At 32.0% G+C, this 24,539-nt stretch carries 23 protein-coding genes; 17 read left to right on the top strand and 6 right to left on the bottom strand.

Annotation, left to right across the window (positions count from 1 at the left end; genetic code table 11):
* Positions 1–240: 240 nt before the first annotated feature.
* The 15 genes from XJ44_RS03880 (at position 241) to XJ44_RS09195 (ending at position 14,574) form a co-directional block, all read left to right on the top strand.
* Positions 241–1,770, top strand: coding sequence for a hypothetical protein (locus XJ44_RS03880; RefSeq protein WP_075665734.1), 1,530 nt, complete (start codon positions 241–243; stop codon positions 1,768–1,770).
* A gap of 17 nt (positions 1,771–1,787) precedes the next feature.
* A complete protein-coding gene (locus XJ44_RS03875; RefSeq protein ID WP_075665733.1) occupies positions 1,788–4,538 on the top strand; it encodes a hypothetical protein in 2,751 nt (916 codons plus the stop codon).
* A gap of 14 nt (positions 4,539–4,552) precedes the next feature.
* Positions 4,553–5,143 carry a hypothetical protein gene (locus tag XJ44_RS03870; RefSeq protein WP_077198113.1) on the top strand — a complete coding sequence of 197 codons (591 nt, stop codon included), beginning with the start codon at positions 4,553–4,555 and terminating at the stop codon, positions 5,141–5,143.
* A gap of 245 nt (positions 5,144–5,388) precedes the next feature.
* Positions 5,389–5,532 carry a hypothetical protein gene (locus tag XJ44_RS09315; RefSeq protein WP_172799329.1) on the top strand — a complete coding sequence of 48 codons (144 nt, stop codon included), beginning with the start codon at positions 5,389–5,391 and terminating at the stop codon, positions 5,530–5,532.
* The gene (locus tag XJ44_RS03865; protein WP_232218222.1) at positions 5,513–6,223 is read left to right on the top strand and encodes an ATP-binding cassette domain-containing protein; all 711 of its coding nucleotides are present in this window, start codon (positions 5,513–5,515) and stop codon (positions 6,221–6,223) included. The genes XJ44_RS09315 and XJ44_RS03865 overlap by 20 nt, the downstream gene beginning before the upstream one ends.
* Positions 6,224–6,228: 5 nt before the next feature.
* Positions 6,229–7,182: a 1-phosphofructokinase family hexose kinase gene (locus XJ44_RS03860; protein WP_077198112.1), complete on the top strand. Its 954-nt coding sequence runs from the start codon at positions 6,229–6,231 to the stop codon at positions 7,180–7,182.
* A 1-nt stretch (position 7,183) separates the two neighbouring features.
* Positions 7,184–7,627: a CBS domain-containing protein gene (locus XJ44_RS03855; protein WP_077198111.1), complete on the top strand. Its 444-nt coding sequence runs from the start codon at positions 7,184–7,186 to the stop codon at positions 7,625–7,627.
* A 1-nt stretch (position 7,628) separates the two neighbouring features.
* Positions 7,629–8,918 carry a tRNA (N(6)-L-threonylcarbamoyladenosine(37)-C(2))-methylthiotransferase MtaB gene (gene mtaB, locus XJ44_RS03850; protein WP_077198110.1) on the top strand — a complete coding sequence of 430 codons (1,290 nt, stop codon included), beginning with the start codon at positions 7,629–7,631 and terminating at the stop codon, positions 8,916–8,918.
* Complete coding sequence (locus tag XJ44_RS03845; RefSeq protein ID WP_077198109.1) at positions 8,893–9,636, top strand: aminotransferase class IV; 744 nt, start codon at positions 8,893–8,895, stop codon at positions 9,634–9,636. The genes mtaB and XJ44_RS03845 overlap by 26 nt, the downstream gene beginning before the upstream one ends.
* A complete protein-coding gene (locus XJ44_RS03840) occupies positions 9,611–9,898 on the top strand; it encodes a DUF721 domain-containing protein (RefSeq protein WP_077198108.1) in 288 nt (95 codons plus the stop codon). The genes XJ44_RS03845 and XJ44_RS03840 overlap by 26 nt, the downstream gene beginning before the upstream one ends.
* 1 nt (position 9,899) lies before the next feature.
* Complete coding sequence (gyrB, locus tag XJ44_RS03835; RefSeq protein ID WP_077198107.1) at positions 9,900–11,783, top strand: DNA topoisomerase (ATP-hydrolyzing) subunit B; 1,884 nt, start codon at positions 9,900–9,902, stop codon at positions 11,781–11,783.
* Position 11,784: 1 nt separating this feature from the next.
* Positions 11,785–12,717: a flagellar basal body P-ring formation chaperone FlgA gene (gene flgA / locus XJ44_RS03830; protein ID WP_077198106.1), complete on the top strand. Its 933-nt coding sequence runs from the start codon at positions 11,785–11,787 to the stop codon at positions 12,715–12,717.
* The gene (locus XJ44_RS03825; RefSeq protein WP_075665723.1) at positions 12,714–13,298 is read left to right on the top strand and encodes a flagellar basal body L-ring protein FlgH; all 585 of its coding nucleotides are present in this window, start codon (positions 12,714–12,716) and stop codon (positions 13,296–13,298) included. The genes flgA and XJ44_RS03825 overlap by 4 nt, the downstream gene beginning before the upstream one ends.
* 10 nt (positions 13,299–13,308) lie before the next feature.
* Entirely contained in the window at positions 13,309–14,298 is a 990-nt protein-coding gene (locus XJ44_RS03820; protein ID WP_075665722.1) for a flagellar basal body P-ring protein FlgI, read from the top strand.
* A 9-nt stretch (positions 14,299–14,307) separates the two neighbouring features.
* Positions 14,308–14,574 (top strand): rod-binding protein, encoded by a 267-nt coding sequence (locus XJ44_RS09195; protein WP_077198105.1) that lies wholly within the window; start codon positions 14,308–14,310, stop codon positions 14,572–14,574.
* 92 nt (positions 14,575–14,666) lie between these two features.
* Here XJ44_RS09195 and XJ44_RS03810 read toward each other — a convergent pair whose 3' ends face one another.
* From XJ44_RS03810 to XJ44_RS03785, 6 genes are all read right to left on the bottom strand, one after another.
* On the bottom strand, positions 14,667–15,506 hold the full coding sequence (locus tag XJ44_RS03810) for a glycosyltransferase family 4 protein (protein ID WP_077198104.1): 840 nt from the start codon (positions 15,504–15,506) through the stop codon (positions 14,667–14,669).
* A gap of 4 nt (positions 15,507–15,510) precedes the next feature.
* A complete protein-coding gene (gene mraY / locus XJ44_RS03805) occupies positions 15,511–16,377 on the bottom strand; it encodes a phospho-N-acetylmuramoyl-pentapeptide-transferase (protein ID WP_075666699.1) in 867 nt (288 codons plus the stop codon).
* A gap of 5 nt (positions 16,378–16,382) precedes the next feature.
* Entirely contained in the window at positions 16,383–16,730 is a 348-nt protein-coding gene (locus XJ44_RS03800; protein ID WP_075665719.1) for a hypothetical protein, read from the bottom strand.
* Positions 16,727–18,202: a UDP-N-acetylmuramoyl-L-alanyl-D-glutamate--2,6-diaminopimelate ligase gene (locus tag XJ44_RS03795; RefSeq protein ID WP_077198103.1), complete on the bottom strand. Its 1,476-nt coding sequence runs from the start codon at positions 18,200–18,202 to the stop codon at positions 16,727–16,729. Before XJ44_RS03795 ends, XJ44_RS03800 begins: the two co-directional genes overlap by 4 nt.
* Before the next feature lie 66 nt (positions 18,203–18,268).
* Positions 18,269–19,072 (bottom strand): PHP domain-containing protein, encoded by an 804-nt coding sequence (locus XJ44_RS03790; RefSeq protein ID WP_077198102.1) that lies wholly within the window; start codon positions 19,070–19,072, stop codon positions 18,269–18,271.
* A 3-nt stretch (positions 19,073–19,075) separates the two neighbouring features.
* The gene (locus tag XJ44_RS03785) at positions 19,076–19,948 is read right to left on the bottom strand and encodes a DHH family phosphoesterase (RefSeq protein ID WP_077198101.1); all 873 of its coding nucleotides are present in this window, start codon (positions 19,946–19,948) and stop codon (positions 19,076–19,078) included.
* A 74-nt stretch (positions 19,949–20,022) separates the two neighbouring features.
* Between XJ44_RS03785 and XJ44_RS03780 the strand changes: the two genes are divergently transcribed.
* Both XJ44_RS03780 and XJ44_RS03775 read left to right on the top strand, forming a co-directional pair.
* Complete coding sequence (locus tag XJ44_RS03780; protein WP_077198100.1) at positions 20,023–22,485, top strand: polysaccharide biosynthesis/export family protein; 2,463 nt, start codon at positions 20,023–20,025, stop codon at positions 22,483–22,485.
* Between the two features lie 13 nt (positions 22,486–22,498).
* On the top strand, positions 22,499–24,511 hold the full coding sequence (locus XJ44_RS03775) for an exopolysaccharide transport family protein (protein ID WP_077198099.1): 2,013 nt from the start codon (positions 22,499–22,501) through the stop codon (positions 24,509–24,511).
* The last annotated feature ends 28 nt before the right edge of the window (positions 24,512–24,539 follow it).

Genomic DNA, 24,539 nt, shown 5'->3' with positions numbered 1-24,539 from the left:
ACGTTTAATTTACCTATGAAATGTCTAGAAATTTCATTGAAATGATTTGTTAGTAAGTTGTTGTAAATGAAAAGCAACACAGGTTTTCCTTGTGTTGCTTTTTTATAGCAATAGTTTTAGTAACTAGAATGATTCTTGCTATAGCACTTTTGGGGAATGTTGAAGAACATTCATTTAAATTTTAGGGTAACAAAAAATATGTATAGAAAAATAATACATGAGAGGTATGGAGGTGGGAATTTGAAAAAAATAATAATTTTATTGTCCGTTTTACTTTTTATTGTTATGGCATGTACAACAAATGATGATAGTTTTAAATTAGAGATAATTGCACCTGATGTGGTGGAGGCTTCAAAAGAAGCGCAGATAGTCGTGAGTGGAGATTTGATCGGCGCAAAAAGTGGAACCTTGGAAATAGTTGATGAGTACAATAGAAAGATAGTAAAAAATTTTGGAAAAGTTCCAGAGACGATAAATGTCTCCTTTGATAAGCCTGGAAAATATTCACTAAAGGCAAGTGTTATATCTCTTTTGGATGGAAAAAAATACGAGGATTATAAACCAAAACTTTACGTTTATGATCCATCACAGCCATTGATAAAAAATATATCTGTTATTCCAAGCAAGATTTTTGTAGGTGATGATGTAATATTGTATTTAGACGTAAATTCCAAAAATCCAGAGGTGAATATAGAAACAGAAGGTCTTTCAAAATATGGAAAAAAAGAAATTTCAACTATGCTAAAACCTGGAGAGATATTTTTGAATTTGGGAAAGTTCGATGAAAGCGGTGATAAAGAGTTTTTCATAAAAGTCGATAATTTAATAGGTGCTGAAGATTCCACAAAAATTTCTTTAAATATTTTACCTATTGATAATGAGGCACCGCAAATTGTAATACATTCAAAATTCTCTTACCCAACAAATTCAAATATTTTAATAAATGTCGATATCTCAGATGATGTAAAGCTTTCAAGTTATGAGGTTTATTTGGATGGAGAGTTAAAATTACAAGATAGTGTGGATCAAAAAGAATTAAAAAATATCCCGGTACAGTTAAACAAATTAGAAACAGGAGATCACTCGTTAATAGTTAAGGCAACTGACTGGTTAGGTAAAAAATCTATGATAGGAAAAAGAATATTAATAGGGGATACTTATTTAAATTTTGAGATAGCAATTTCCAATGAATCAAATCTTATCCCGGGACATTCTACGATAATTTCTGTGGTGCCGGTTGAAAGTATAAATTTTAGAAAAATTATATACTTTATAGACGGTAAGAAATATTTTGAAACGGTAGATCAAACGTATGTTGAGTGGATAGTAGAAGAAGGTGGACACTATATAACGGTATATGCAGAAGATGAAAGTGGAAGAGCAGGTATAAATGAAATATTTGTATCTGTAAACGACACTAACGCACCTAAGTTAAAAGCTATGACCGTTAATGGGAAGGTTTTAGATAAGACGGATAATAATAGGATACCTATTGGTAGTAACACTATAAGCGTGTGTTTTGAAGATCCAGGAGGTATATCAAAGACTTCTACACCTGTGTTGTATATAAGAGAAGATCACTATTCAGATTTTTACGATGTTTTGGAGATGAATTTAAGTGAGATTTCAAACGATGAAAAACAGGCAACTTTTACAGTTAACACGTCTATTGGGTATGGATATTTTTACCTATTTGTTAAAGGAGTGAAGGATAAAGAAGGGAATGAATATACAGGAGAAGATGTATTTACCGTTATAACAGGATACTGATTTTGGAGGTGTGTAAGATGAAAAAATGGGTTTTTTTGTTTTCTATTATTTCAGTTTTTGTTTTAGCTATTAATATATCACCGCTTTGGGAAAATGATTATATCGAATTGTCTCCTACGGGATATGTCCAAGGTGGTGGTGTTGCAGTAAAGCAGACGGGAGATATACATTTTTTAAGTAAAGATTCGTATTACTATGTTATAAATAGATTGGGGAATATAACGGGGAATTATGGAACTCCAGATGGAGGAGTTGGTTGGAAACATATAAGTTATCCTATAATACTCAATAATAATTACATTGTGTATGTTACTTCAAATTACAATGGAAAAAGCTATGTTAATGTAAGGACAAATGCCACAAGTAAAAAAGTAGAAATTAGCGGTAATGTATCAAGGGCAGCTGTAGCATTTGCAGATGGAAGTAACATCCACATATATGTTGGAATAGGTTTGGATGGAGGGCATGGAGTCTACCACTTGGTTTACGATATGGGAACTGATACATTTACCACTACAAATGATTTTTATGGAACCGATGGACCTGTAGAAATAGCACCTATTTTATCTCCAAAAAAAGACGCATTGTTTGTTTTAGATAAAAGTGGTAATTTTTACAAAATAGCGCTTGATAGTTCTTTTAATTTAACGGCAAACGTTAATAAGATTCAATTGGGCGGAGATTTTGAAACACCAATGGCATATAGTGAAGGTTTTATTTACGCTGTAAGTCGTGGAGGTACATTGTATAGGATTCCACCTGAAGGGGTAAACTCAGATGTAGATTTTATAAAATTGGGAAATTCCAGTATGGCCGCTGGTGTTTTGGTTGACTCAAAAGGGTACGTTTATGTTTTTGATGACCTTGGAACAATTCATGTAGTAAGAGTTTCTGATGACTTGTTTAAAGTTGCCTCATATTCCATTTACAACGATTTTGGATCTGGATATAGATTTGCCACTACACCTCTTTTGTTTAAAAAATCTTCAGAAAATAAGATTTATATTTTTACATTACTTAATGCGGAAAGCTCTGGTAAGATAGTGGTTTATTCAATGAGCTATGATGATTATAGTTTTGCTAAAGAATGGGAAAAAGATGTAAGTGAAACATTTTCAATTATAAGCTCTCCTGCAATGGTTCCACTTTCTTCTGTAAATGAAGAAGTTTATATCATAGCATTTACAACAAGCCATGATAAAGTGTATGCATATACTGTAGATGCAAAGGGACCATATGGTTTTTGGGCAATGGAAGGTCAAAATTCGTATAGAACAGGTTTTGTTGATGCCGATGCACCAACATTCCGGACTAGTATCACTTTAAAAGCAAAAGATTGGTATTCTGGAATAGAGCTTTCTAAGGAGAATTTAAATGATACAAATGGTAAATATGGAATATTGTTTGATGCGACAGTTGTTTCAATATCTGATAGTGGTGATATTTCATCGCATACAACGGTGCAATACACAACTAATCCAAATTTGAATAACACGGATCAATCGGTAAATGATCCAATACCATCTGGAAGAGCTGGTCTTGATAAATTACTAATAAAATTTGCAACAGAAACTACTACAACTTTGCTTTTTAACGATTCTTTTATAAGCAACGTAACAAATAATGTTATTAGTTCTCCAATTGTGGATGCAACGTTTGCATTTAGACAATTTGATTCTGGGATACCAGGATTGGATGTTCCTTATCTTGAAAGTAATCAAGCAACTATTTTATTTGGATATGATGATAAAGAAGCAGATATTTTAGCAGATTCTACGTATGCTATACTAATAAAGTACAACTTACCGGATAGCGTTGCATCTGAAATGGTAAATTTTGGAAAGGGCGAAACGGTAAAGACGATAGATGCATACACACCATTTACCAGTATTACTATACCTTCTACTGCTTTTGCGTATAAGTGGAAGGTATATCAATGGGATTCAAATAGTTTGTGGGGATATAAATCTTTTGACTATAAATCTATTGATACTTTAAACTTAGGAGTTGATGATACCAAGCGTGCGCCTACTTATATTGAAATTTACTACACGGAACTTACAGGTACTGTAACCTTTGTTGTGCCAATGTACGCGGAAAGCAAAGCAAGGGCGTTTATATTAATAGATGCTGCAAAAGGAGCTTTGTCAAGTACATTGTATGCAACACTCACAAGTCCTGAAATTTCCATGTCTCTTTCTACAATAACTTCTATTGATGTAAATCCATCGTTTGTGGAAAATACGGATTTAAGTGTTACAAGAGATGATTATTTAAAGCTTGTTTTTGAAGAAATTTCAAGGAGTGGAGTTTCACAAGATACGAGGGTTGCTACTATAAGTTTGTGGTTGGATTTTGCAACTAATACTTATCTTTACTTTAATAATCAAGCAAGGTATTTTGATTTATTTAACATAGAACTTTATACACAACTAAAAAACAACCCTGTTGAAAGAGGATTACTTTCAAAGAATAAATTTATTGCAAATAAATATTTAACGCTACCTGGAGATTTTAATTTAGATGGAGTTGTGGATATAGATGATTATCTAATGTTTAGAAATGCTTTGTATAATTATCAAAAAAATGGTGTATATGATCCCACATATGATATAGGGCCGCGTGTTGATTTTATGCCACCAAATAGGGGATATATTCCTGGATTTTCTGAAAAAGATGGAGTAATAGATGAAATGGATTTAAACGTATTCTTGGTTATGTATGGATATACACCGCCTTCTACTAATATAGAGTATTCTGGAAATTAAGGGAGGGAAAATTTATGAAGAAAATAATATATACTTTAGGTATAGCGTTGCTAGTTATTTTGAGTAGTTGTGGTATTTTTAATAGAGGTGTGAGTAATTCCACAGATAAGGTAGTAAATATTCAAACATTAGTTGAAATAAAAGACCCATATGGAAAGGATGTATACGTTAGTGGAAAGATAAATGGCTTTGATATTGTATTGGCTAATAGGCAAGTTGGGGTAGAAAAAAAGCTTTCAAAGATAAATAGTGTGGTACTTGATACAAATATGTTTGATTATACATACACATTTGATGGAAAAAAGGTAACTATTAACCTCAAAATAAAAAAGGATTTACAGGAAAACTTTGCCGAAATTCAAAAAAACCTAAAAGGTCAAATTGTACTTTATACATATAAACTCAATGCAGCAAAATTTAACGTTTGGCTGGATGATATGCTTGATAAAGAGTGGATAGAAAATAGAGACATTTTATCAAGTGATGAAAATATAATAGCGGGGAATTATTTGATATCTGTGTTAAGTAAAAGTATAGTTGGAACAAAACGGATTGAAACAGAGGCTTTGGGCGATGTTAAGGTAAAAAGGATTCAAATTAAGTAAGTAAAATGGGCACATTGTGTGCCCATTTATTTTAAAATTTGTAAGTATAAATAAATATTAAAGTATTAATCTTGGATAAATATTCTATTTTAAAGATGTAGTATTTGTGATTGTTTTTGTTTTGGTAGAGAAAAAATTCACACTCAACCGTAACTTTCTTTGAAAAAATGTAAAAACACTTAAAAGTAAAATTAATAAAAAAGGTGTAAAATAGAGGTGAGATGTTGTAGCGGAGGTGGTGTAGTATGGCAAAGAACGTTAAGATATTATCACAGATCGAGCTTATAAAATTAACCTCCTCAGGTAATAAGGAAGCGAAAAAGGAGTTGGAAAAAAGATTGAAAGATATGGTGAGTAGTGGTGGAAAAAATGGAAAAGAAAAATCTTGAAGTAATTGATTTTTCCGCCTATTCAAATAATATCCCGCTTTTTGAAAACATTAATTTCTCTTTAAATACAGGCGAAATTATGGTACTTTATGGACCCCGTGGTTCTTCTAAATCTGCCCTTTTGCGCTCTTTTGCACGATTAAATGAAGAAGTGTATAATGATATAAGGTATGTGGGAAGTGTAAATATATGTGGAAAGGACCTTTTTGAGTATGATGTAAAGGATTTGAGGAGTAAGGTTTTATACATTGACACGAACTTCTTTGAGGCGTTAGATTATTTAACTTTTGGTGAATTTTTGGAACTGGCTACAGATGAGGAGTTGCTTTCTTTTGATAGTTATCTTTCAATATTGGATGATTTTGGTATCTTAAAATCACTTCCCAACGGTTTTGAGACACGCCTGTCATCGTTTTATGTTTTGGAGAAGATATTAACTCTTCTTTTTGTCTCATACCTGAAAAATTCTCAGATAGTTATTTTAGATTGCATATTAGACCACTTAGATGATGATCACTTGCAGGTTGTTTCTAAAATTTTAAAGCAAAACGTAGTTTCAAACGAAAAATCGTTAATAATTGCCACGCGCTTTTTTAAGCGTTTCCTTCCTTTATCGGATTTGTTAATTTCAATGAAAAATGGTAAAATTGAATTTGAGGGAAAGCCAAAAGATTATACAATTGTGAGGTGATTTTTTTGTCAGTCCTTGCCGTTTGTTTGAATCCTGCATTAGACAGGGAGTTTTATATTAACAATTTTACAGTAAATAAACTCCATAGATTAGAACCTGAATTTTCAAGAATGTCACCTGGTGGAAAATCCATAAATGTTGCGATTGATTTATCGTCATTTGGCGTAAAATCTATTGTTACAGGTTTTATTGGAGGCTATGTAGGAGACATAGTTTTATCTGAGCTACGGAACATTTCAAATTTAATAACAACGAATTTTGTACATATTGAAAATGAAACAAGGGAAAACATAGTGATTGTGGATGAGGAGAATCACACGCTTACTGAGCTAAATTCCGCAGGTCCGAGGGTACCTATTGAGGATATAAATCATTTTTTAAGAAGGTATACCTTGATAGTACCTTCCTCTGATGCAGTTGTTATTTCTGGGAGTATCCCTCAGGGAGTACCAGTACAATTCTATGGTGATTTGACAAAGATAGCAAAAAAACACGGAAAAAGAGTTTTTTGGGAAACAAGGGATGAAATTTCAAGGGAATCGATAAAGATAGATGCTCCTTGTATAATTAGACCAGATTTCAGGAAAGATAAAGTGCTCTTTGGTAAAGAATTAGAAAGCGAACAGGATTATATTGATGGTGGAAAAGAATTAATAAGGTACGGTGTAAAGATGGCGGTTCTTTCGTACAAGATAGATTACGATATTATTGTGACATCTGATGGAGTTTGGTTTATAAAACCACTTGTTGAAATAGACCATGCTCATTTATTGGGAACTGGGGATACCTATATGGCTGCTATGGTGTATAAATGTTTTGAGACAGAAGATCTTATCGAAATTGCAAAATTTGGATATGCAGCTGTACTTGCAAAGACATGGTATAAAGCGAAAGTTCCACCAAAATTTGAAGATATAGAAAAGGCATTAACAATGTTTAAGATTGAAAGGGTGGAGTAGAATGAAGGTAAGGGAATTTTACATAAGAGATATAACTGCGGTTTTAGAAGATGAGTCGGTATCAAGAGTTTTAAAAATACTTTCAAGACAAGAAATAACAGGTGTACCTGTGGTTAATGAAGACTACAAAGTTGTTGGGTTTATAAGTGAAAACGATATAATAAGGGCATCATTACCTAGTTATTTTTCGTTGTTACAGACCGCGTCTTTTATACCGGATTTAAACCAGTTTGTGAGGAGTTTAAAGAAAATTTCCAATAAATCTGTATCGGAAGTTATGACAAAACCTGCTATTGTAATAAAAGAAGATACACCACTTTTACATGCAGCTGATTTAATGATAAGGCATAGTTTGAAAATCCTTCCTGTGGTGGATAATTCCGACAAATTAGTTGGTATTATTACTAGAATGAGGATTTTGGACGCAGTTAGTAGGGAGGATTAAGATGAGAGTTAGTATAATTACGTATGGCTGTAAGTTAAATCAATATGAATCTGAACTTATGACCGAGAAACTTGAAAATGAAGGTTATGTAGTGGTGAGTGGAGAAGTGGAATCTGATGTGTTTGTTATAAATAGCTGTGTTGTGACAAATGAGGCTACAAGGAAGATAAAACAACAAATAAGGCGTATAAAGAAAAAATTTCCAGGTTCAAGAATTGTTGTTGCAGGTTGCTATCCTCAAATTGCGGCAGATGAATTGGCTAATGAAGAAGTAGATTTGATCGTGGGAAATAAGGAAAAGAAAAACATAGAAAGTTTAATAGGAAATGTTGGTGTTTTTGTTGATAAAACCTATTGGAAGGCAGATGATCTTGAAGAAGAGTATGTGTTTTCTTCGCTTTCTGAAAGGACACGTGCTTTCATAAAAGTGCAAGATGGATGTACAAATGTTTGTAGTTATTGTGCAATTAGATATGCGCGAGGCACGAAGATAAGGAGTAAACCCATAGAACTTGTGGTAAGTGAGATATTGAGAATGGTAAATAAAGAATATAAAGAGATTGTAATCACGGGATTAAATCTTGGAAAGTATGGAAAAGATAAAGATACCACACTTTTAAAACTTCTAACGAACGTTGTAAAAATAAAGGGAGATTTTAGAATAAGGTTAAGCTCTATAAATCCAGAAGATATAGACGATGAATTGATAAAATTCATTGTGAATGAAGAAAAAATTTGTAATCATTTACACATTCCTCTTCAAAGTGGAAGTAATAACGTTTTAGAAAGGATGAGAAGGAACTATACCAGAGAGTATTATTTAAATCTTGTTGAAAAATTAAGAAAAGAGGATAAGAGTTTTTCAATAACTACGGATATAATGGTGGGATTTCCCGGTGAAACACAAAAAGACTTTGAAGATACACTGAATGTGGTTAATTTTTCAATGTTTTCCAAAGTTCATGCGTTTAGATATTCTGATAGACCACATACACTGGCGTCCAAGATGGATAATAAGGTACCTGGAAATATAAAGAAAGAGAGAGTTATTGAACTTGAAAAAGTAAGTAAGAAAGTGGCAAAGGAATATAGAAAAAGGTTAATAGGAAGACAGGCAAAGGTTTTGATAGAAAGCTGTAGAAATAAAATATTTACGGGGTATGATGAGTACTATGTATTACATGAAACATCGAAGGGAACTTTTGGAAATTTTGAGGAGGTAACTGTTATGACGGTTACAGATGGAGGAGTGATTTCTAGAATATATGACCGAAAGCTTTCTAGTCAATAAAGTTTTAAATGGGATAGTTGTGTATGAGACTTTGAGGGTGTATAATGGAAAGCCGTTTGCAGTTAAAGAGCATTACAAAAGGTTTTTAGGCTCTTTAAGTTATTTGGGGGAAAAGATTTCATACAAGCAATTTTTATGTGAAGTGGAGAATAAATTAGAATTTGATAGAATTAAGATATATGGAATTGTAAACAACGGAGTTACTTTATATTCTATTGGTGAGTATTTTGAAAAAAAGAAAGTTTTGGATGTAAAAGTAGATATTTCAAAAATTAGGCATGCGGATCCTATATCGATTCCCCCAAATTTTAAATCTTTGGGGAGAGCAGATTTACATCTTGCAAGAAAGCGCAAAGGCGAAAACTATGATGTTATTTTATTAAATGGTCAGGGTTTTGTTTGTGAGGGAAGTTTTTCAAACATTTTTCTTGTAAAAGATGGTATGGTCTATACGCCTTCTATCGAAAGCGGAGTATTAGAGGGGATTACAAGAAAATATGTAATAGAAATGTTAAAAGAGATGGGATATTTGGTAAGAGAAACAAAGATAGAGTTAAAAGAGCTTTTTTTTGCAGATGAGCTTTTTTTAACTCATACAAGTGGTGGGATTGTGCCTGTAAATTACTTAGGAAAATATAAGTTTGAGACATCTCTTTCCAAAGAACTTTCCAAGTCTTTTGAGGAGTATATTAATGAAAAAATTAGCGGAAGTTTTTAAAGAGCTTTCCAAAAAAAGTCCTCTTTTTAGAAAATTGTATATTTCGTCTATTTCAAGGGATCATTTTAAAGAAGTGATTGGTGTACCTTTTAATGAGCATTGTAAGGTAACTTACTTTAACAGAGGAAATCTTTATATAGAATGTGATGAGATGTATGCTATTGAATTGCAATTTTTTAGGGAAAAAATACGTGAAAACATGAATAAAAAGTTAGGAGAAGATTATGTGAAAAAGGTAATAATAAAAAAGAGGAGGCATTAAAATGGATTATAATGCGCAGAATATAAAAGTGTTAAAAGGTCTTGAACCTGTAAGGCAAAGACCTGGAATGTATATAGGTTCAACAGGAAAGGCAGGCCTTCATCATTTGGTATATGAAATAGTGGATAACAGTATAGATGAAGCCTTACAAGGATATTGTGATACAATTTATGTAACTATCTTTGAAGATGGTAGCGTTGAAATAGAAGATAACGGTAGGGGAATTCCTGTAGATATCCACCCTGAAACGGGTAAAAGTGCGCTAGAAGTGGTAATGACCACATTACATGCGGGTGGAAAATTTTCGAAGGATTCCTACAAGGTAAGTGGTGGATTACACGGTGTTGGTGCTTCCGTTGTAAATGCATTATCAGAGTGGCTGGAAGTAGAAGTGCATAGAGAAGGTAAAATATACTATCAAAAGTATCAAAGAGGGGTACCACTAACTGAAGTAAAAATAATTGGTAATACCGAAAAAAGAGGAACAATTGTAAGGTTCAAACCAGATTCAGAAATTTTTTCCACTGTAGAATTTGATTCTGATACGATTTTAATAAGGTTAAGGGAACTTGCGTTTTTAAATCCACAAGTTACAATAGTCTTTAAAGATGAAAGGGAAAATATAGAAAAAACATACCACTTTACAGGTGGTTTAAAAGAATTTGTAAATTATTTAAGTAAAGGTGCAAAGAGTTTGCACGAACCTATTTTGGTTTCTGGGGAATACAATGGTATAAAGGTTGATGTATGTTTTCAATATACTGCATCAGATTTTGAAAAGATTTATTCATTTGTAAATAACATAAGAACGGTTGATGGTGGTACACATGTTACGGGTTTTAAAACCGCATTTACACGTGTTGTGAATGAATTGGGAAAGAAAACGGGTCAGTTGAAAAAAGATACTTTAAGAGGGGAAGATGTGCGCGAAGGTATTGTTGCTATTGTTAGTGTGTTGATGTCTAAAACTCCAGAATTTGAAGGACAGACTAAATCAAAACTTGGAAATGAAGAGGTACAAGAAGCAGTTGCAAAGGTTGTTAGGGAAAAACTTTTGGAATATTTTGATAATTCGGAAAGTACTTTAAAGATAATAATTCAAAAGGCTTTGGAAGCAAAAAAAGCTAGAGAAGCGGCAAAGCATGCAAGGGAAATGATAAAAAGAAAAAGTGTTTTTGGAAGTTCTTCATTGCCTGGAAAGTTGGCAGATTGTATAACAAAGAAAATGGAAGAGTCCGAGTTGTTTATAGTTGAGGGTGATTCTGCTGGAGGATCCGCAAAACAGGCAAGGGATAGAAATTTTCAAGCTATTTTGCCGTTAAGGGGAAAAATTTTGAACGTTGAGAAAAGTGGTTGGCTTAAGTTATTAAAAAATGAACAGATTAGGGATATAATAACAGCACTTGGAACGGGAATAGGAGATGATTTTGATACTTCAAAGCTTAGGTATGGAAAGATAATTATAATGACCGATGCAGATGTTGATGGTGCACATATAAGGACTTTACTTTTAACCCTTTTTTACAGGTATATGAGAAAGTTAATTGATGATGGTAAAATTTACATAGCACAACCACCTCTTTATAGAGTTAATATGGGAAGAAAATCGTACTATTTTTACAGTGATGAAGAATTAGAAGATTTTAAAGAAAGTATAAAAGATAAAAAAATTGAGATACAAAGGTACAAAGGTCTTGGTGAAATGAACCCGCAGCAACTTTGGGAAACTACGATGGATCCGGAAAATAGAAAGCTCTTGAAAGTGCAGATTGAGGATGCAGAGGAAGCAGATGAACTTTTTGAAATGCTTATGGGTAGTGACACTGAGAGTAGGAAAGAATTTATCTTTAGACATGCACTTCAAGTAAAGGAGATAGATATTTAAAATGAAACGTGTGATATTTCTTTTTTTGCTTTTACCTTTCTTTTCGTTTTCTATGTTTATACAGTTTTTAGATTTTTCAACGGTAACCACTAATTCTATTACTGTATACGATGTAGCTGCAACTTTTACTGGTATTGATGCAACATCGCTAAAAAATATTACCCTTGCGTATATCCCAGAAGATACGACATTAGATGTAAATGTAAAGTATGTTTTGCAAAGATTGTCTCGAGTAGCCACTCAAATTGAGGCTACTCCTACTTTTGGTTATATAAAAGTATATTTTCCGCCTGTTTTAACAAATGAAAGTACGACTGCCACGTTGACAGAGGATTTTGCAAAAGAACTTTCAAAAAAATTGGTACTTTCAAGGCTTCCAGATGGTGCAACTGTAAAAATTGTATCAACATATGGTTCAATTGTACAACACGATAACTTTGATTACGATGTTATTGAATCAATTGGTGGTAGTTTTCTTGTACGTTTTTCTTTAAAGGAAAAAGGTAGAACGAGGGGATATTTTAACGTTAATTTGATAGCCGAATATATTAGGAAAATACCTGTTGCTGCGAGAAATATTAATTATGGAGAGCAAATAAAGAAAGAAGATATTGTATACAGCGATATAAATATTTTATCATTACATGGTACACCGGTTGATATATCTAAACTTCCCATGATTTCTAAGAAGTATTTTAAAATAGGTGAACCTATTTACGAAGAGTATTTAGAAGAAATTCCGGATGTGGTTGTAGGACAATTAATATTTGGATACGTAGAGCTTCCAGGTGTAAAGGTGCATGCATTGCTTAGGGCTATGGAAAGTGGAAATGTGGGAGACGTAATTAAGGCAAGAAATGTGGATACTGGAAAAATAGTTTACGGATTGGTTGTTAAAGGCCCTATGTTGAGGGTTGTGGAGGTGTCAAAATGAAAAAGATTTTAATAATATTTTTGATTATTTCAATTTTTGTCTTTTCAAATTCCATATATAACCCAAATAGTAAATTTGGAAATATAATAGCCAGCAAGAGGGCTTCCAAAGTGGGAGATGTGGTAAATATACTGGTATATGAGACACCGAGGTTTTCTACAAGTTCAGAGGTGGATTCTTTTAAAAATACGATATTAGGTGCAATAAATAGTGGGGCAAAGATTTTAGGAACGGATTTATCTAAATTTTTGCCAATTAAGGATTCTGATAAAGTAAAGAGTTCAAATAAGAGCCAAACAAGTGTTATACTCCAAATAACGGCAATTGTGAAAAAAGTAGATGAGTATGGGAATTTATACGTTGAAGGTAGGAAAAATATAAAGGTTGGGAATGATTTAAGAGAGATTATAATAACAGGGTGGGTAAATCCTGAAGTTATATCGCCTAAAAATACAGTTGATTCCACCGATTTGATGGATGCACAGATATGGGAAAACGGAAAGATAATTTTTGAAGATGATCCAAATGAGGGAAGTTGGTTGGGTTTGGTTCTTTCATCAATTGCAGATTTATTTAGATGAGGTGGAAGGTATGAAAAAAAGGATAATTTTTACGTTTTTGATAGTATCTTTAATTTCATTTTCGGCGGTTGTAAGGATAAAAGATATTGCAAAATTTAGGGGAGCCAGAGATAACCAACTTTTTGGAGTAGGTATTGTCGTAGGTCTTAACGGTACTGGTGATGGGGGATCTTTAAATTCTCCACTTCTTGCAAATATGTTTAAAAATTTTGGAATTCCCATCTCAGAAAGTGATATAAAATCTAATAATACCGCACTTGTTATGGTTGTAGCTGATATTCCACCTTTTTACAAAGAAGGAATGAGATTAGATGTAGTTGTAGCGTCTCTTGGAAGTGCAAAAAGCTTGGAAAATGGGGTTTTAATACAAACACCTCTTTACGGTGCGGATGGTAATGTTTACGCAGTTGCCCAAGGTCCAGTGTCAACAGGTGGTGTGGAAGTAAAATCATCTGTTAATTTGCAAAGCAGATTTAAAGTTACAGGTTATATACCAAATGGTGCTTTGATAGAAAAGGAAATCCCTTCAAATATTGTTTCTGAGAACAGTATAACTATTCTTTTACAAAATCCAGATATTACAACATCTGCGAGGGTTGCAGCCGCTATAAATCAGAAGTTTGATTTAAAGCTTGCAAAGGCAAATGATCCCGCATCTATTAAGGTGCAAATACCGGATGCTTTCTTGGATGATTTGATAACGTTTTTGTCTATAATTGAAGAACTTGAAGTAGTTCCAGATCAAGCTGCAAAGGTGATTATCAACGAGCGAACGGGAACCGTCATTTTTGGAGGAGATATTAGGATTTCAGATTTTACATTAAGTTATGGGAATTTTGTGGTGAATATTCAAAATGGTGAAATAGAGGGACAAGAAGCTACTATTTCCAATTTGATATCTGCACTCAAAGCACTGGGAGCTACACCTCAAGACATAATAGGGATAATTCAGGAGTTACACAAAGCAGGTGCGATATTTGCGGAAGTTAAAGTAATGTGAGGTGATAGTGTGAGAGTTGAATCTGTTAATCAAGTAAAAGTTGATAAATTGAAAAAGGTTTCAGAAGAATTTGTTGCAAATTTTTTCTTTCAAATTTTTAGGAAGATGTATGATACTATTCCAAAATCATCTTTGGTTCCAGAAAGTTTTGGGGAAAAGTGGTTTAGAGAAAACCTACTTTATGAGTACTCAAAAAACGCCGCAAAGACCGATTTAAAAGGTTTAACAGAAAGTGTGTATAAATATCTTGGTGGGAAAGTGTATCAAAAAAAGTAATTTTATGGACAAAATTACATATAAAGTTTTTGTAAAGATAAAAACAATCCCTTTGGGGATTGTTTTTTTAATAGGTAAAACAGTGGAGTTGATTATTTTTCTTTTGTTAATTTAAAATGTATAAAGAAAATGAATAAAGATATAGAGAGATAATAAATAATACTTACATAATTTCTTGGAAAAAGCGTAAGTGTGTAGGCAAGTAAATAAGAAATCCCTAAAAAGGCACTACCCATTTTTTCATGTAGGATATGATGAAGGTGTTTTCTGTCTGCAATAAAGGGGTTTTCTTTAGATAAAATTCGCCTTGTAAAACTTGCGACAACTTCGTAGAAGGGATATCCAAAGAATATAGTCAAAAATACCATTTCATTTTCCATTTTCAATATAGAAGAAAGAAGTAAATACCCCGTAATTAGTACACCGCTTTCTCCCATAAAGAGCTTTCCATAGAAGTTGAAAATGAATATAGGTAAATACATTAAAGATATATCAAATTTTCCAATTGTTGAAAAGTATATAATGGAGACTCCTGTTGAAAGTCCGTTGAATCCGTCTATCATGTTAATTCCATTAAAAAACGCAACGATCCAGACAATTGCAAATATGTCAGTGAATATATTTTGATACCCAAATAAGGTTAATTTATGTTTCCATACGAAGTACACAGCTATTAAAAATTCAAATACAAATTTTTGTTTGTAGGATAATTTTATCATATCGTCTAATATTCCAAAAAGAAGAAGCAATAAAAGAATAAATATTGAATTTTTGGAATATATCGCAAGTAGAATAAACAAAATTATTCCGCCAATTTGTGGAGTGGGAAGTGTATGATTTTTTCTTTGAGTTGGATAGTCCATAAAAAGGTTTAATTTTTTGGATATTATTAATACAAGTATTGTTACAAGAAAGTATATGATTATATTCAACTTTTCACCAGCCTAATACTGTAAGTGCTATTATTAGATTTATTGCGGAAAATACCCCTACTATCTTTTCTTCTTTCCATCCCAGCAATTCAAAATGGTGGTGTATAGGTGACATCTTAAAAATTCTTTTTTTGAAAATTTTAAAAGATGTTACCTGTAGGATAACACTTATAGTTTCTATTATGAATATACTTGATGAAAATATAAGTTCTTTTTCCAAACCGTGTAACATGGCGAATGTTGCAATAAATGCACCAAGTGAAAGAGAACCTGTATCACCCATGAAAATTTTTGCTGGTCTGGTATTGAATAACAAGAATGCTAATACTGTGGAAATCAAAAAAACAGTTGAAAAATCTTTTGCATATATTGAAAGTGGTATGATGGAAGTAATCCAAACCCATCCAGCAAGTCCATCAATTCCATCGGTTAAATTTACGGCGTTTGAAGCACCGGTGATTGTAAATATCCAAAATGCGTAATACGTTATTTTTGAAACGTTTAAGCCAAATATCGTAGAATTTGTTGAATATGAAATGATTAATATGGAGAATATTATTTGTAAAAATAATTTTTGATAAGCTCTAAGCCCCAATGCCTGTTTTTTTAAGATACTAGATATATCATCTAGAAATCCAATAAATCCAAATAATATTAAAGAGAGTATAAGCGAGAAGGGGATATTGTATATAATTCCAAATATTACAGCAATACTTACAAAAATTATTCCACCAGCTGTTGGGGTACCTGTTTTGTAATTGTGAAGATCTGGGCCTTCTTCTCTTATATACTGTCCTAATTTTACTTTTCTCATAAATTTGATGTATAGATAAGTCAAGAATGCAGATATAGAAAAAGATAAAATATGCAGTACAATCACTCCTCTATGAGTTTTTCTATAAAAAATATGGATAGCATAAAGTGGAGTAACTCTTCTGTATTAAGGCATTTTTTGAATATAAAGATGCCTTTTTCCCCATTTAGATTTAACAAATATCTGTGAAAATCTTTTGAAGATTTGTAATCTATAACAAAATAATCGCCATCTGTGATGGATATCTTGTATTCTTTATCTAGTTTAATTTTTATAATCTTTCCGTCTTTTTCTATAGTACAATCCACGGGAATGTTGATAAATGATTTATTGTCTTTCTTTACAATTTCTACATCTATTCCTAAAAAGTTTTTTAAAAGTGATATATTTACGTTTTTTAAGCAAATCATTTGAATGTCTTTTCCCCTTTGTTGATCTTTTTATAGATAATATCTATTGTAACATCCCTGTCTTTAAACGGTACTTTATAATTTTCGTTGAATACTTGATATGGTTCGTGACCACGCCCTGCAATTAAAATTACATCTCCCCTATTTGCGAGTGTGATTGCCGTATCAATTGCTTCTTTTCTATCGATTATTGATAGGCTTAAACTTCCAGGAACAATTCCCATTTCAATGTCTTTTATAATTTCTTCTGGATCTTCTCCACGTGGATCATCTGTGGTGATTATGGAAATATCTGAATATTTTGAGACTATCTTTCCCATAATAGGTCTTTTTCCAATATCGGATTGTCCTCCTGCGCCAAATACCGTTATAATTCTTCCTTTGGTAATTTTTCTAAGTGATAATATGACTTTTTCCAAGGCATCAGGGGTATGTGCAAAATCTATTATAATTTCTATTCCCAATTTTTTTGCTTCTGAGATTACTTCAAGGCGTCCGTCTACACCTCTAAATGTGGAAATGGAGGATATTACTTCATCTATGTCATAACCTATTTCAGATAGAGCTGCAATCACAAGTGTTATGTTAAATGCATTAAAATCTCCTAAGAGTTGTGATGCTACTTTTTTTTCTCCATAAGGTGTTTCTAATCTAAAGTAAATCCCAGACCAGTTTGAATTTATTTCGTGAATTACATAATCTGAGTCGTTATCGATGCCAAAAGTGATAATTTTAATGTTTTTATTTGGTATATCTTTTAATAATTTATGGTTTATAACTGCAATGCCATTAGGTTTTAAAAGGTTTAATATATGTAGTTTTGCCTTTTTGTAATTTTCAAATGTTTGGTGAAAGTCAAGATGATCCCTTGTTATATTTGTAATTCCCACTATATCATACTTTATACTTTCCACTCTGTATTGTGAAAGAGCATGAGAAGAAACCTCCATTGCATAGTACTTTCCGTTTTCACGGACGGTTTTGTACATATTTTTCGTTATTTCGATAGCCCCCGGTGTGGTGTTATGATGGTAAAATTTGTCTCCCATAATATCGTTCATGACGGTACCACTTATACTTCCTTTTATACCAAGTTCATGCATTATGTGGTGAAATAGATGTACAGTTGTTGTTTTACCATTAGTGCCGGTCACTCCAAAAGTTATTAATTTTTCATATGGCTTGTTGAAAAAAATATCTGAGATTATCGATTCTGCTATTCTTGAATCAACAACTAAAATATAAGGATAGTCTTTTATCTCTTCTTCAACAACGAAAACCTTTGCCCCTTTTTCTGAGATGTCATCTACTAATTTGTGAGAATCAAAGTTAAATCCTTTTCTACAAATAAAGAGTGAGTTTTCTTTAATATCTTTTGAATTTGACGAAATATAATCAAATTCCATTTCTTCATCGCAATTAACTTTTAAAACGACAGAACTTAAGGCTTTTAAAATCTCTTTTATTTTCAAAAAAAATCACTCCCTTGATAAGGGTTCTTGTAAAAATTATATAACATATTTTTAAAAATTTCAATATTAAAAAACACGACTGATAAATGTTTCTATGTCTTTTAATTTTACATCTATACCGGGGTGAATATCCGGCGTGTTTTTTCCGTGAAAATCTGATCCAGCAGTTTTTACAAGGCCATATTTTTGAGAGAGTTTTTCGTATGTTTGGATCATGATGTTTGTGTGTTTTGAATAGTATACTTCTAATCCATCTAGTCCTAAAGAAACGAGTTTTTTAATTAAAGATTCTAATTTCTCATTATCTGTTGTAGTTTGATATGGATGTGCAAGTATTGCTATTCCCTTTGCTTCTTTTATTATTTTGATAGCCTCATCTATATTTAAGCGTTTTTTATTTTCGTAGAGTGGTTTACCTTTTTTTAGATATTTTTCAAAAGCTTCTTTTAGACTGTTGACATATCCTTTTTTTACCATAAGGCTTGCAAAATGTGGCCTTCCAATAAGAGTTCCCTTTGCTTCTTTTAATGCTTCTTCAAAGGTTATATTAAAACCCATTTTTTGCATTTTTTCAATTATAATTTTATTCCTTTCTAATCGATACTTTTTTAACATTTCAAGGGTATCGATTAATTTTTTGTTATTCAAATCTATTCCATATCCTAAAATGTGAAGGGTGGATTGGTATTCTACACTTATTTCCAAACCTGGAACAAAATTTTCTTTGGAGATTTTTTTAATACCGTCAATGGTGTCGTGATCTGTTATGGAAAAATATTCTATGTCTCTTTCTTCTACAATTTTGACTAGAGATTCTGGAGAAAATGTACCATCAGATGCAGTGGTATGCATGTGAAAATCTACTAACAAAATTTACCCTCCCTTGTAGTTATCTAGTGCGTTTAAAAGTAAGTTGTAATCGTAAAAATTCAACCAGATTCCTTGATATCTTCTTATATTATACTCCTTTTGAATGGGTACGAAAAGGGCATGGTATATCTTTTGTACGTGTTTCTTTTTTAGATGGATTCTTAATCCTTCTGGAAGGAGCGCTAGTAATATATCAAGGTTTAAAACGTTAAAAAGTCCATCTATAAATGCGTAAAATTCATCGTGTGTTTTAAATTGTGTGATGCATATTTTTAAGTTGTTTTTGTTTAAAAATTTTGCATTTTTAATGGAGGATATAAAATTTTCTTGTGAAATTTCTTTTTGATATATTATTTTGTATATATCTTCAAATTTTTTGTTTCCCAAAAATTTTGAAAAGTACAAAAATTCGTTTTTTCTTGCAGTTCTGAACATTGCGGTGTCCGTATAGAGTGCAATTGCAAAAGAAAAGAGTGTGGTTTCATCTAGTTCTATTCCAAGTTCTATAGAAAGGTTGTACAGATTTATAACATTTGCACTGGAGGTAATCGAATAACTAAAGAGTGCGTTTTGAAAAAATTTACGGTCTCTTTTGTTGTGGTGATCAAATATAACATAAGGTTTTGAAAGATTTATATCTAAGTCTTCTCTTTTATCTGTGTCGTATACAAAGATGTAATCAAAATCATTTGGGTGGGTAAAAGAAAGGTTTAGATATTTTAACAGTCCATATGCGCTGCGTAATTCATATGGTGGAATGTAATAGGTGCCGCCAAATACTTTTAACCCCCAGTATACAGATGCAATTCCATCACAGTCTGCCATTTTGTGTGTAGTGTGTAATATTTTTTTTGATTTAAAGTAAAGTAAATCCAAAGTATTCACCCCCTTAAAAAATTATATCATCTATGATAAAATATAACTTGAAAAAATGTCTGGGAGGGAAATATATGAAAAAATTATTAATTTTAGCTATAGTTATAGCTAGTATTTTTGTTTTAGCCTATACTGTAAGACCAGGAGATGTTTTAAATATAGCTGTTTTTGAACATCCAGAATTTCCAATGCAGGTTACTGTTTCTGTTGATGGAACTATTTCATATCCATTTGTTGGACAGGTAAATGTTGTGGGAAAAACCACTAATGAAATAGCAGAGATTATAAAGGATTCCATAAAAAAAATTATAAAAAATCCAATAGTATCGGTATATATAGAAAAATACGCACCTATGTATGTTTACGTACAAGGTGCGTTAAACGTTGCATTTGATATTTCGATTGATCCTGAAATGACCATTTCAAAACTTGTTTCATTTTTGAATTTATCTACAAATACCAGTGTTGATTTCTCAAATGTAAAGATAAAAAGGGGAAAAGAAATTTTTAATGTGGATCTTGAATCTTATTACAATGGTGCAAACTTTGATGTAGATGTATTACTAAAAGAAGGGGATATCATATATATCCCGAAACAAAAGAGTAAAGTGGCTTATATCGTTGGGCCTGTAAAAGAACCTGGAGAATTTTCTTTTTCAGATACAGAGGATATCACTTTGTCCCTTTTAATTGCAAAGGCGGGTGGAGTAATCGATGAAAAAAAGAAGTACATAAAAGAAGTTGAGGTTATTGAAGATGAAATTTCTAGAATTTATCCACCAGATATATTAGAAAAAGATTTATCCCTTAAAAGGGGTGCAGTTGTCAATATAAAGACATACTCAGAATTTTATGTTTATTCAGAAGGACAAAAGATTGAATTTTTACCAGACGAGCCAAAAACACTAAAGATGTTACTTGCAAAAAAGCCTACTAGAATAGATAGACAAGAATTGATAAACGATGGTTTTGCAATCATAAACGGGAAAATTAAGGTAAAGTTAAGTGATGATATAGATAAAATAAGTTTAAGCTGCGGAGATGTAGTAGATTTAATATATGCCCCTTTTACGGTTAACGTTGTGGGGTATAAGGGAGGAGTAATTACTTTAACTTCTAAAGAACCAAGAACTTTATCTTATTTGGTAAAAAAATTGGGAATAGATAATATGGAAAGTATTTTAGACATTTACGTTGTTGGAGATAAAGAATACAAAATAGAGGATTTAATTTTAAATAAGATTGATAAGGTTTTAGAGAGAAACGATACAGTTGTTATAAAATCTTTGGCGGAGAATGCCGTTTATCTTGTAGGAGATGTTTCAAGATATGTTGTATTTCCGTATTCTGAAAAGATTACCCTCCACAAGGTTTTAGCAAAAGCAGGTGTTTCTGATTTAAAAAGAATTGAGAAAATAAAATTAAATGGAAAAATTTTGGATACTAGTAAAGATGAAGTAATAGAGAGCGGTGCAATATTAAACGTTATTTTGAAAAAACCAATATACGTCACAGCGATGGGGTATATAAGAAATAATGGAACAGTTAAAATAGATTACACGGAATCTTCAGATTTAAATACCCTTTTTGGTAAATTAGGAGGTCTTTATTTAGGACCAAATTTATACTTTATTTCTGATAAAGTTTATGTTGTTAGAAAAAATAAAGTTTTTGCAGAGGTAGATGCAAGGGATGTATATGAAGGTAAAAAGAATATTGAGTTAGAAAACGGAGATTTTGTCTTTGTGACCGAAAAAGAAATAGGACATGTTTATGTGTTTGGATATGGTAAAAAAGATGGAATTGTAAAATTCAATAGTAGTGAGGAATTTGATTTAAAAACTTTGTTGGCAAAATTAGGAGGAATAGAAGAGGGAATTAGCAAGAAAATTACGATTTTATTTGATAATGAGGCAACTACTGTGAAATGGGATGAAAATATGAAATTAAAAAGTGGTGCAACGGTTTTATTTGAAAAAGACACGGAAAATTATATTTACGTAATTGATGAGAATGGAAAACCAAACATGTTTTATGCTGAAAAACCTATTACTTTGTATGAATTAATTTCGAACTTTAATGTGAATAAAAACTTTAGATTGATAAAGATTTTAAATAAAGATGTTTCAATTGATGTAAACGATGTGGAAAAGGCATTGGGATACGTTGTAAAACCAGGAGATGTTGTGAAGATAGTTGATGCCCCACAAAATATTGCATACGTTTTGGGAGAAGTGAAAAATCCTGGGGTAATTTCCTTAAATGATGGAATGGATGTTTTAGAAGCCGTTATACGTGCGGGATACTTTACTGATAATGCTGCACCATCATCTGTGTTCTTGTACAAAGGAGGAGTAAATGGTACGGCAATAAAGGTAAACTTAAACGATGCAATAAAGAAAAATGGAAGTGTTCCAAAGGTTGAACCAGGAGATGTGGTTTATGTACCATCTGATCCGTTTAAAACAGCACTTGAATGGGTTCCTGTTATAAATAACCTTATAGGACTATACAACAACATTAAAACGATAAAATAAGGGAGGATAGAGCATGGAAAATCAAGTAGAAGAACTTACATTGTCCGATATTTTGCATATATTTAAAAAAAGACAATTTTGGTTTTGGACTATATTCATTTTAACCGTGATTGCAACAGGTGTTTATTTATTTTTTGCAACTCCAATTTATGAAGTTAGTGTAAAGATAAAAATTCCTGCAAAAAGTTCAGCTCCATCCTTTTCATCGCTTAGTGGTGCTGCGGCTTTGATACTTGGTGGTGGTACAACGGCACCTGGGGTTTCAGATGAAATGGAATTGATAAAGAGTAGGAAAACACTTGAAAAGGTTATTAAAGAGTTAAATTTGATGGATTATTTTAAAAATAAGATTAAAGATGAAGATGAAAGAGAAAGGTTAACTTTAAATTCTGTTATCCACAAGTTACAAGAAGACATTGTTTCTGTGGAAATGGTAAAAGATACATCTTTTATTGAAATTAAAGTAAATCTTGATGATAAAGAGCTTGCATACAAACTTTCAAAGGCAATACTTGATGCGTATACTGAAGTTTCCAAAGAATTAAATAAAGACCAGGATGAATATATGGTAGAGTTTATTGAAAAACAACTTCCAGAGACGGAAAAAGAACTAGAGGAAATAGAAAATAGATTAAAAGAATTTAAGAAACAAAAGTCCATATTACCATCAAAAGAAGCAGAACTTTTAATAGAGAGTTTTTCAGAGTTGGAAAGTAAATACTACTCTATGCAACTTGAGTACAAGTCCTTGAGTGTAAAACTGGAAAGTTTAAAGGGGGCTATTTCTCACTTTAAGGGACTTATAAGTAAACTTGATTATATTCCAAATAGTCCAGTAATATCGAGTTTGAGGGAAAAACTTGTTGAATATCAAGTTGAGTATCAAGGGATGCTCCAAAGATACTCACCAGATTCGGTTGAAATTAAGGAATTAGAAGCAAGAATAAAGGAAGTTGAAAAAAGGATAAGAGAAGAAATTTATAGTATAGTAAAAAGTAGTTTCAATGCAGATGATCCGGTACTTTCAACTGTTTATACGCAATTAATCGAGACGCAATCTATGCTAGAAGTTTCAAAAGCAAGTTTAAAAGCACTTGAGAAATTGCGAGCGGATTTGGAGAATCGTTTAAAGGGTTTACCGGATATAGAAGTTGAGTATATAAATCTTCAAAGGGACTATCAATTAAAACAGAATGCATACGTACTCTTAAAGACAAAATTAGAAGAGTTGAAGCTGTCAACCGCGGGTTTTAATTTTAGTGCACCTGTGGTGGTAGATGAACCATTTATACCGGATAATCCTGTAAAACCAAATAAAAAGTTAACTTTAGCTATTGGTGGAGTTTTAGGAATTTTTCTAGGAATATTGTTCGTCTTTATCGTAGAATCTTCTGATAAGAAGGTAAGAGATTGGTTTGATGTAGAAAAATTAATAGGAAAAACTCCCGTTCTTTTAGAAAAACCAGATGTGAAACTTTCAGTCTTTAAAGCGCCTGGTTCTAGGTACACCAATGTGATTGAAAAAATTGGTATGAAACTAATTAGTGAGAGTAATCCTAAAGTTTTTGGGGTTACATCATCTGGAACTTTTGAGGAAAAAGATATATTCGTTGCAAATATTGCGGGATTTTTATCGAAAAATTCCAAAAAGACTTTAATTTTGGATTTTTCAAATACCATGTTCAAAGTGTTTGATATAAATAGTGGAAAGAGTTTAGTTGAATACATGAAAGCTCCGGAGAATATTCAAAATGTAGAAAAAAATCTTTATTTGCTTATAAAGGGAAAAGAAAATGTAAATGATATTTTGTTATCAAAAGAGTTTGAAAGTTTAATTGAGAAATTTAAAGAAACCTTTGATTATATAGTTATAAATCTTCCAGAAGCAAGTTCTCCAAATATACCTTTATTAAAGAAGCTTTGTGAAGAAACATTGCTTATTTTAAAATCAAAAGTTAGTGAGAAAGAAAGGTTTTTGGAAGCGTTAAAAGAAATAAAGACGGAATATGTAATACTCAGTGAATAAAAATAAGCCCGATTTTCGGGCTTTTTTT

Origin of the sequence: Thermosipho affectus, from assembly GCF_001990485.1 — a bacterium.
GTDB classification, from domain to species: Bacteria; Thermotogota; Thermotogae; order Thermotogales; family Fervidobacteriaceae; genus Thermosipho; species Thermosipho affectus.
Note: the sequence above shows the minus strand (reverse complement) of the source record. Positions and strands in the feature narration are given on the sequence as shown.

Bases quoted from the DNA above. Each gene is read 5' to 3' on its own strand.
- XJ44_RS03875 (WP_075665733.1), top strand. From the start codon at position 1,788: ATGAAAAAATGGGTTTTTTTGTTTTCTATTATTTCAGTTTTTGTTTTA.
- XJ44_RS03870 (WP_077198113.1), top strand. From the start codon at position 4,553: ATGAAGAAAATAATATATACTTTAGGTATAGCGTTGCTAGTTATTTTG.
- XJ44_RS09315 (WP_172799329.1), top strand. From the start codon at position 5,389: ATGGCAAAGAACGTTAAGATATTATCACAGATCGAGCTTATAAAATTA.
- XJ44_RS03865 (WP_232218222.1), top strand. From the start codon at position 5,513: ATGGAAAAGAAAAATCTTGAAGTAATTGATTTTTCCGCCTATTCAAAT.
- XJ44_RS03855 (WP_077198111.1), top strand. From the start codon at position 7,184: ATGAAGGTAAGGGAATTTTACATAAGAGATATAACTGCGGTTTTAGAA.
- mtaB (WP_077198110.1), top strand. From the start codon at position 7,629: ATGAGAGTTAGTATAATTACGTATGGCTGTAAGTTAAATCAATATGAA.
- XJ44_RS03845 (WP_077198109.1), top strand. From the start codon at position 8,893: ATGACCGAAAGCTTTCTAGTCAATAAAGTTTTAAATGGGATAGTTGTG.
- XJ44_RS03840 (WP_077198108.1), top strand. From the start codon at position 9,611: ATGAAAAAATTAGCGGAAGTTTTTAAAGAGCTTTCCAAAAAAAGTCCT.
- gyrB (WP_077198107.1), top strand. From the start codon at position 9,900: ATGGATTATAATGCGCAGAATATAAAAGTGTTAAAAGGTCTTGAACCT.
- flgA (WP_077198106.1), top strand. From the start codon at position 11,785: ATGAAACGTGTGATATTTCTTTTTTTGCTTTTACCTTTCTTTTCGTTT.
- XJ44_RS03825 (WP_075665723.1), top strand. From the start codon at position 12,714: ATGAAAAAGATTTTAATAATATTTTTGATTATTTCAATTTTTGTCTTT.
- XJ44_RS03820 (WP_075665722.1), top strand. From the start codon at position 13,309: ATGAAAAAAAGGATAATTTTTACGTTTTTGATAGTATCTTTAATTTCA.
- XJ44_RS03800 (WP_075665719.1), bottom strand. From the start codon at position 16,730: ATGATTTGCTTAAAAAACGTAAATATATCACTTTTAAAAAACTTTTTA.
- XJ44_RS03780 (WP_077198100.1), top strand. From the start codon at position 20,023: ATGAAAAAATTATTAATTTTAGCTATAGTTATAGCTAGTATTTTTGTT.
- XJ44_RS03775 (WP_077198099.1), top strand. From the start codon at position 22,499: ATGGAAAATCAAGTAGAAGAACTTACATTGTCCGATATTTTGCATATA.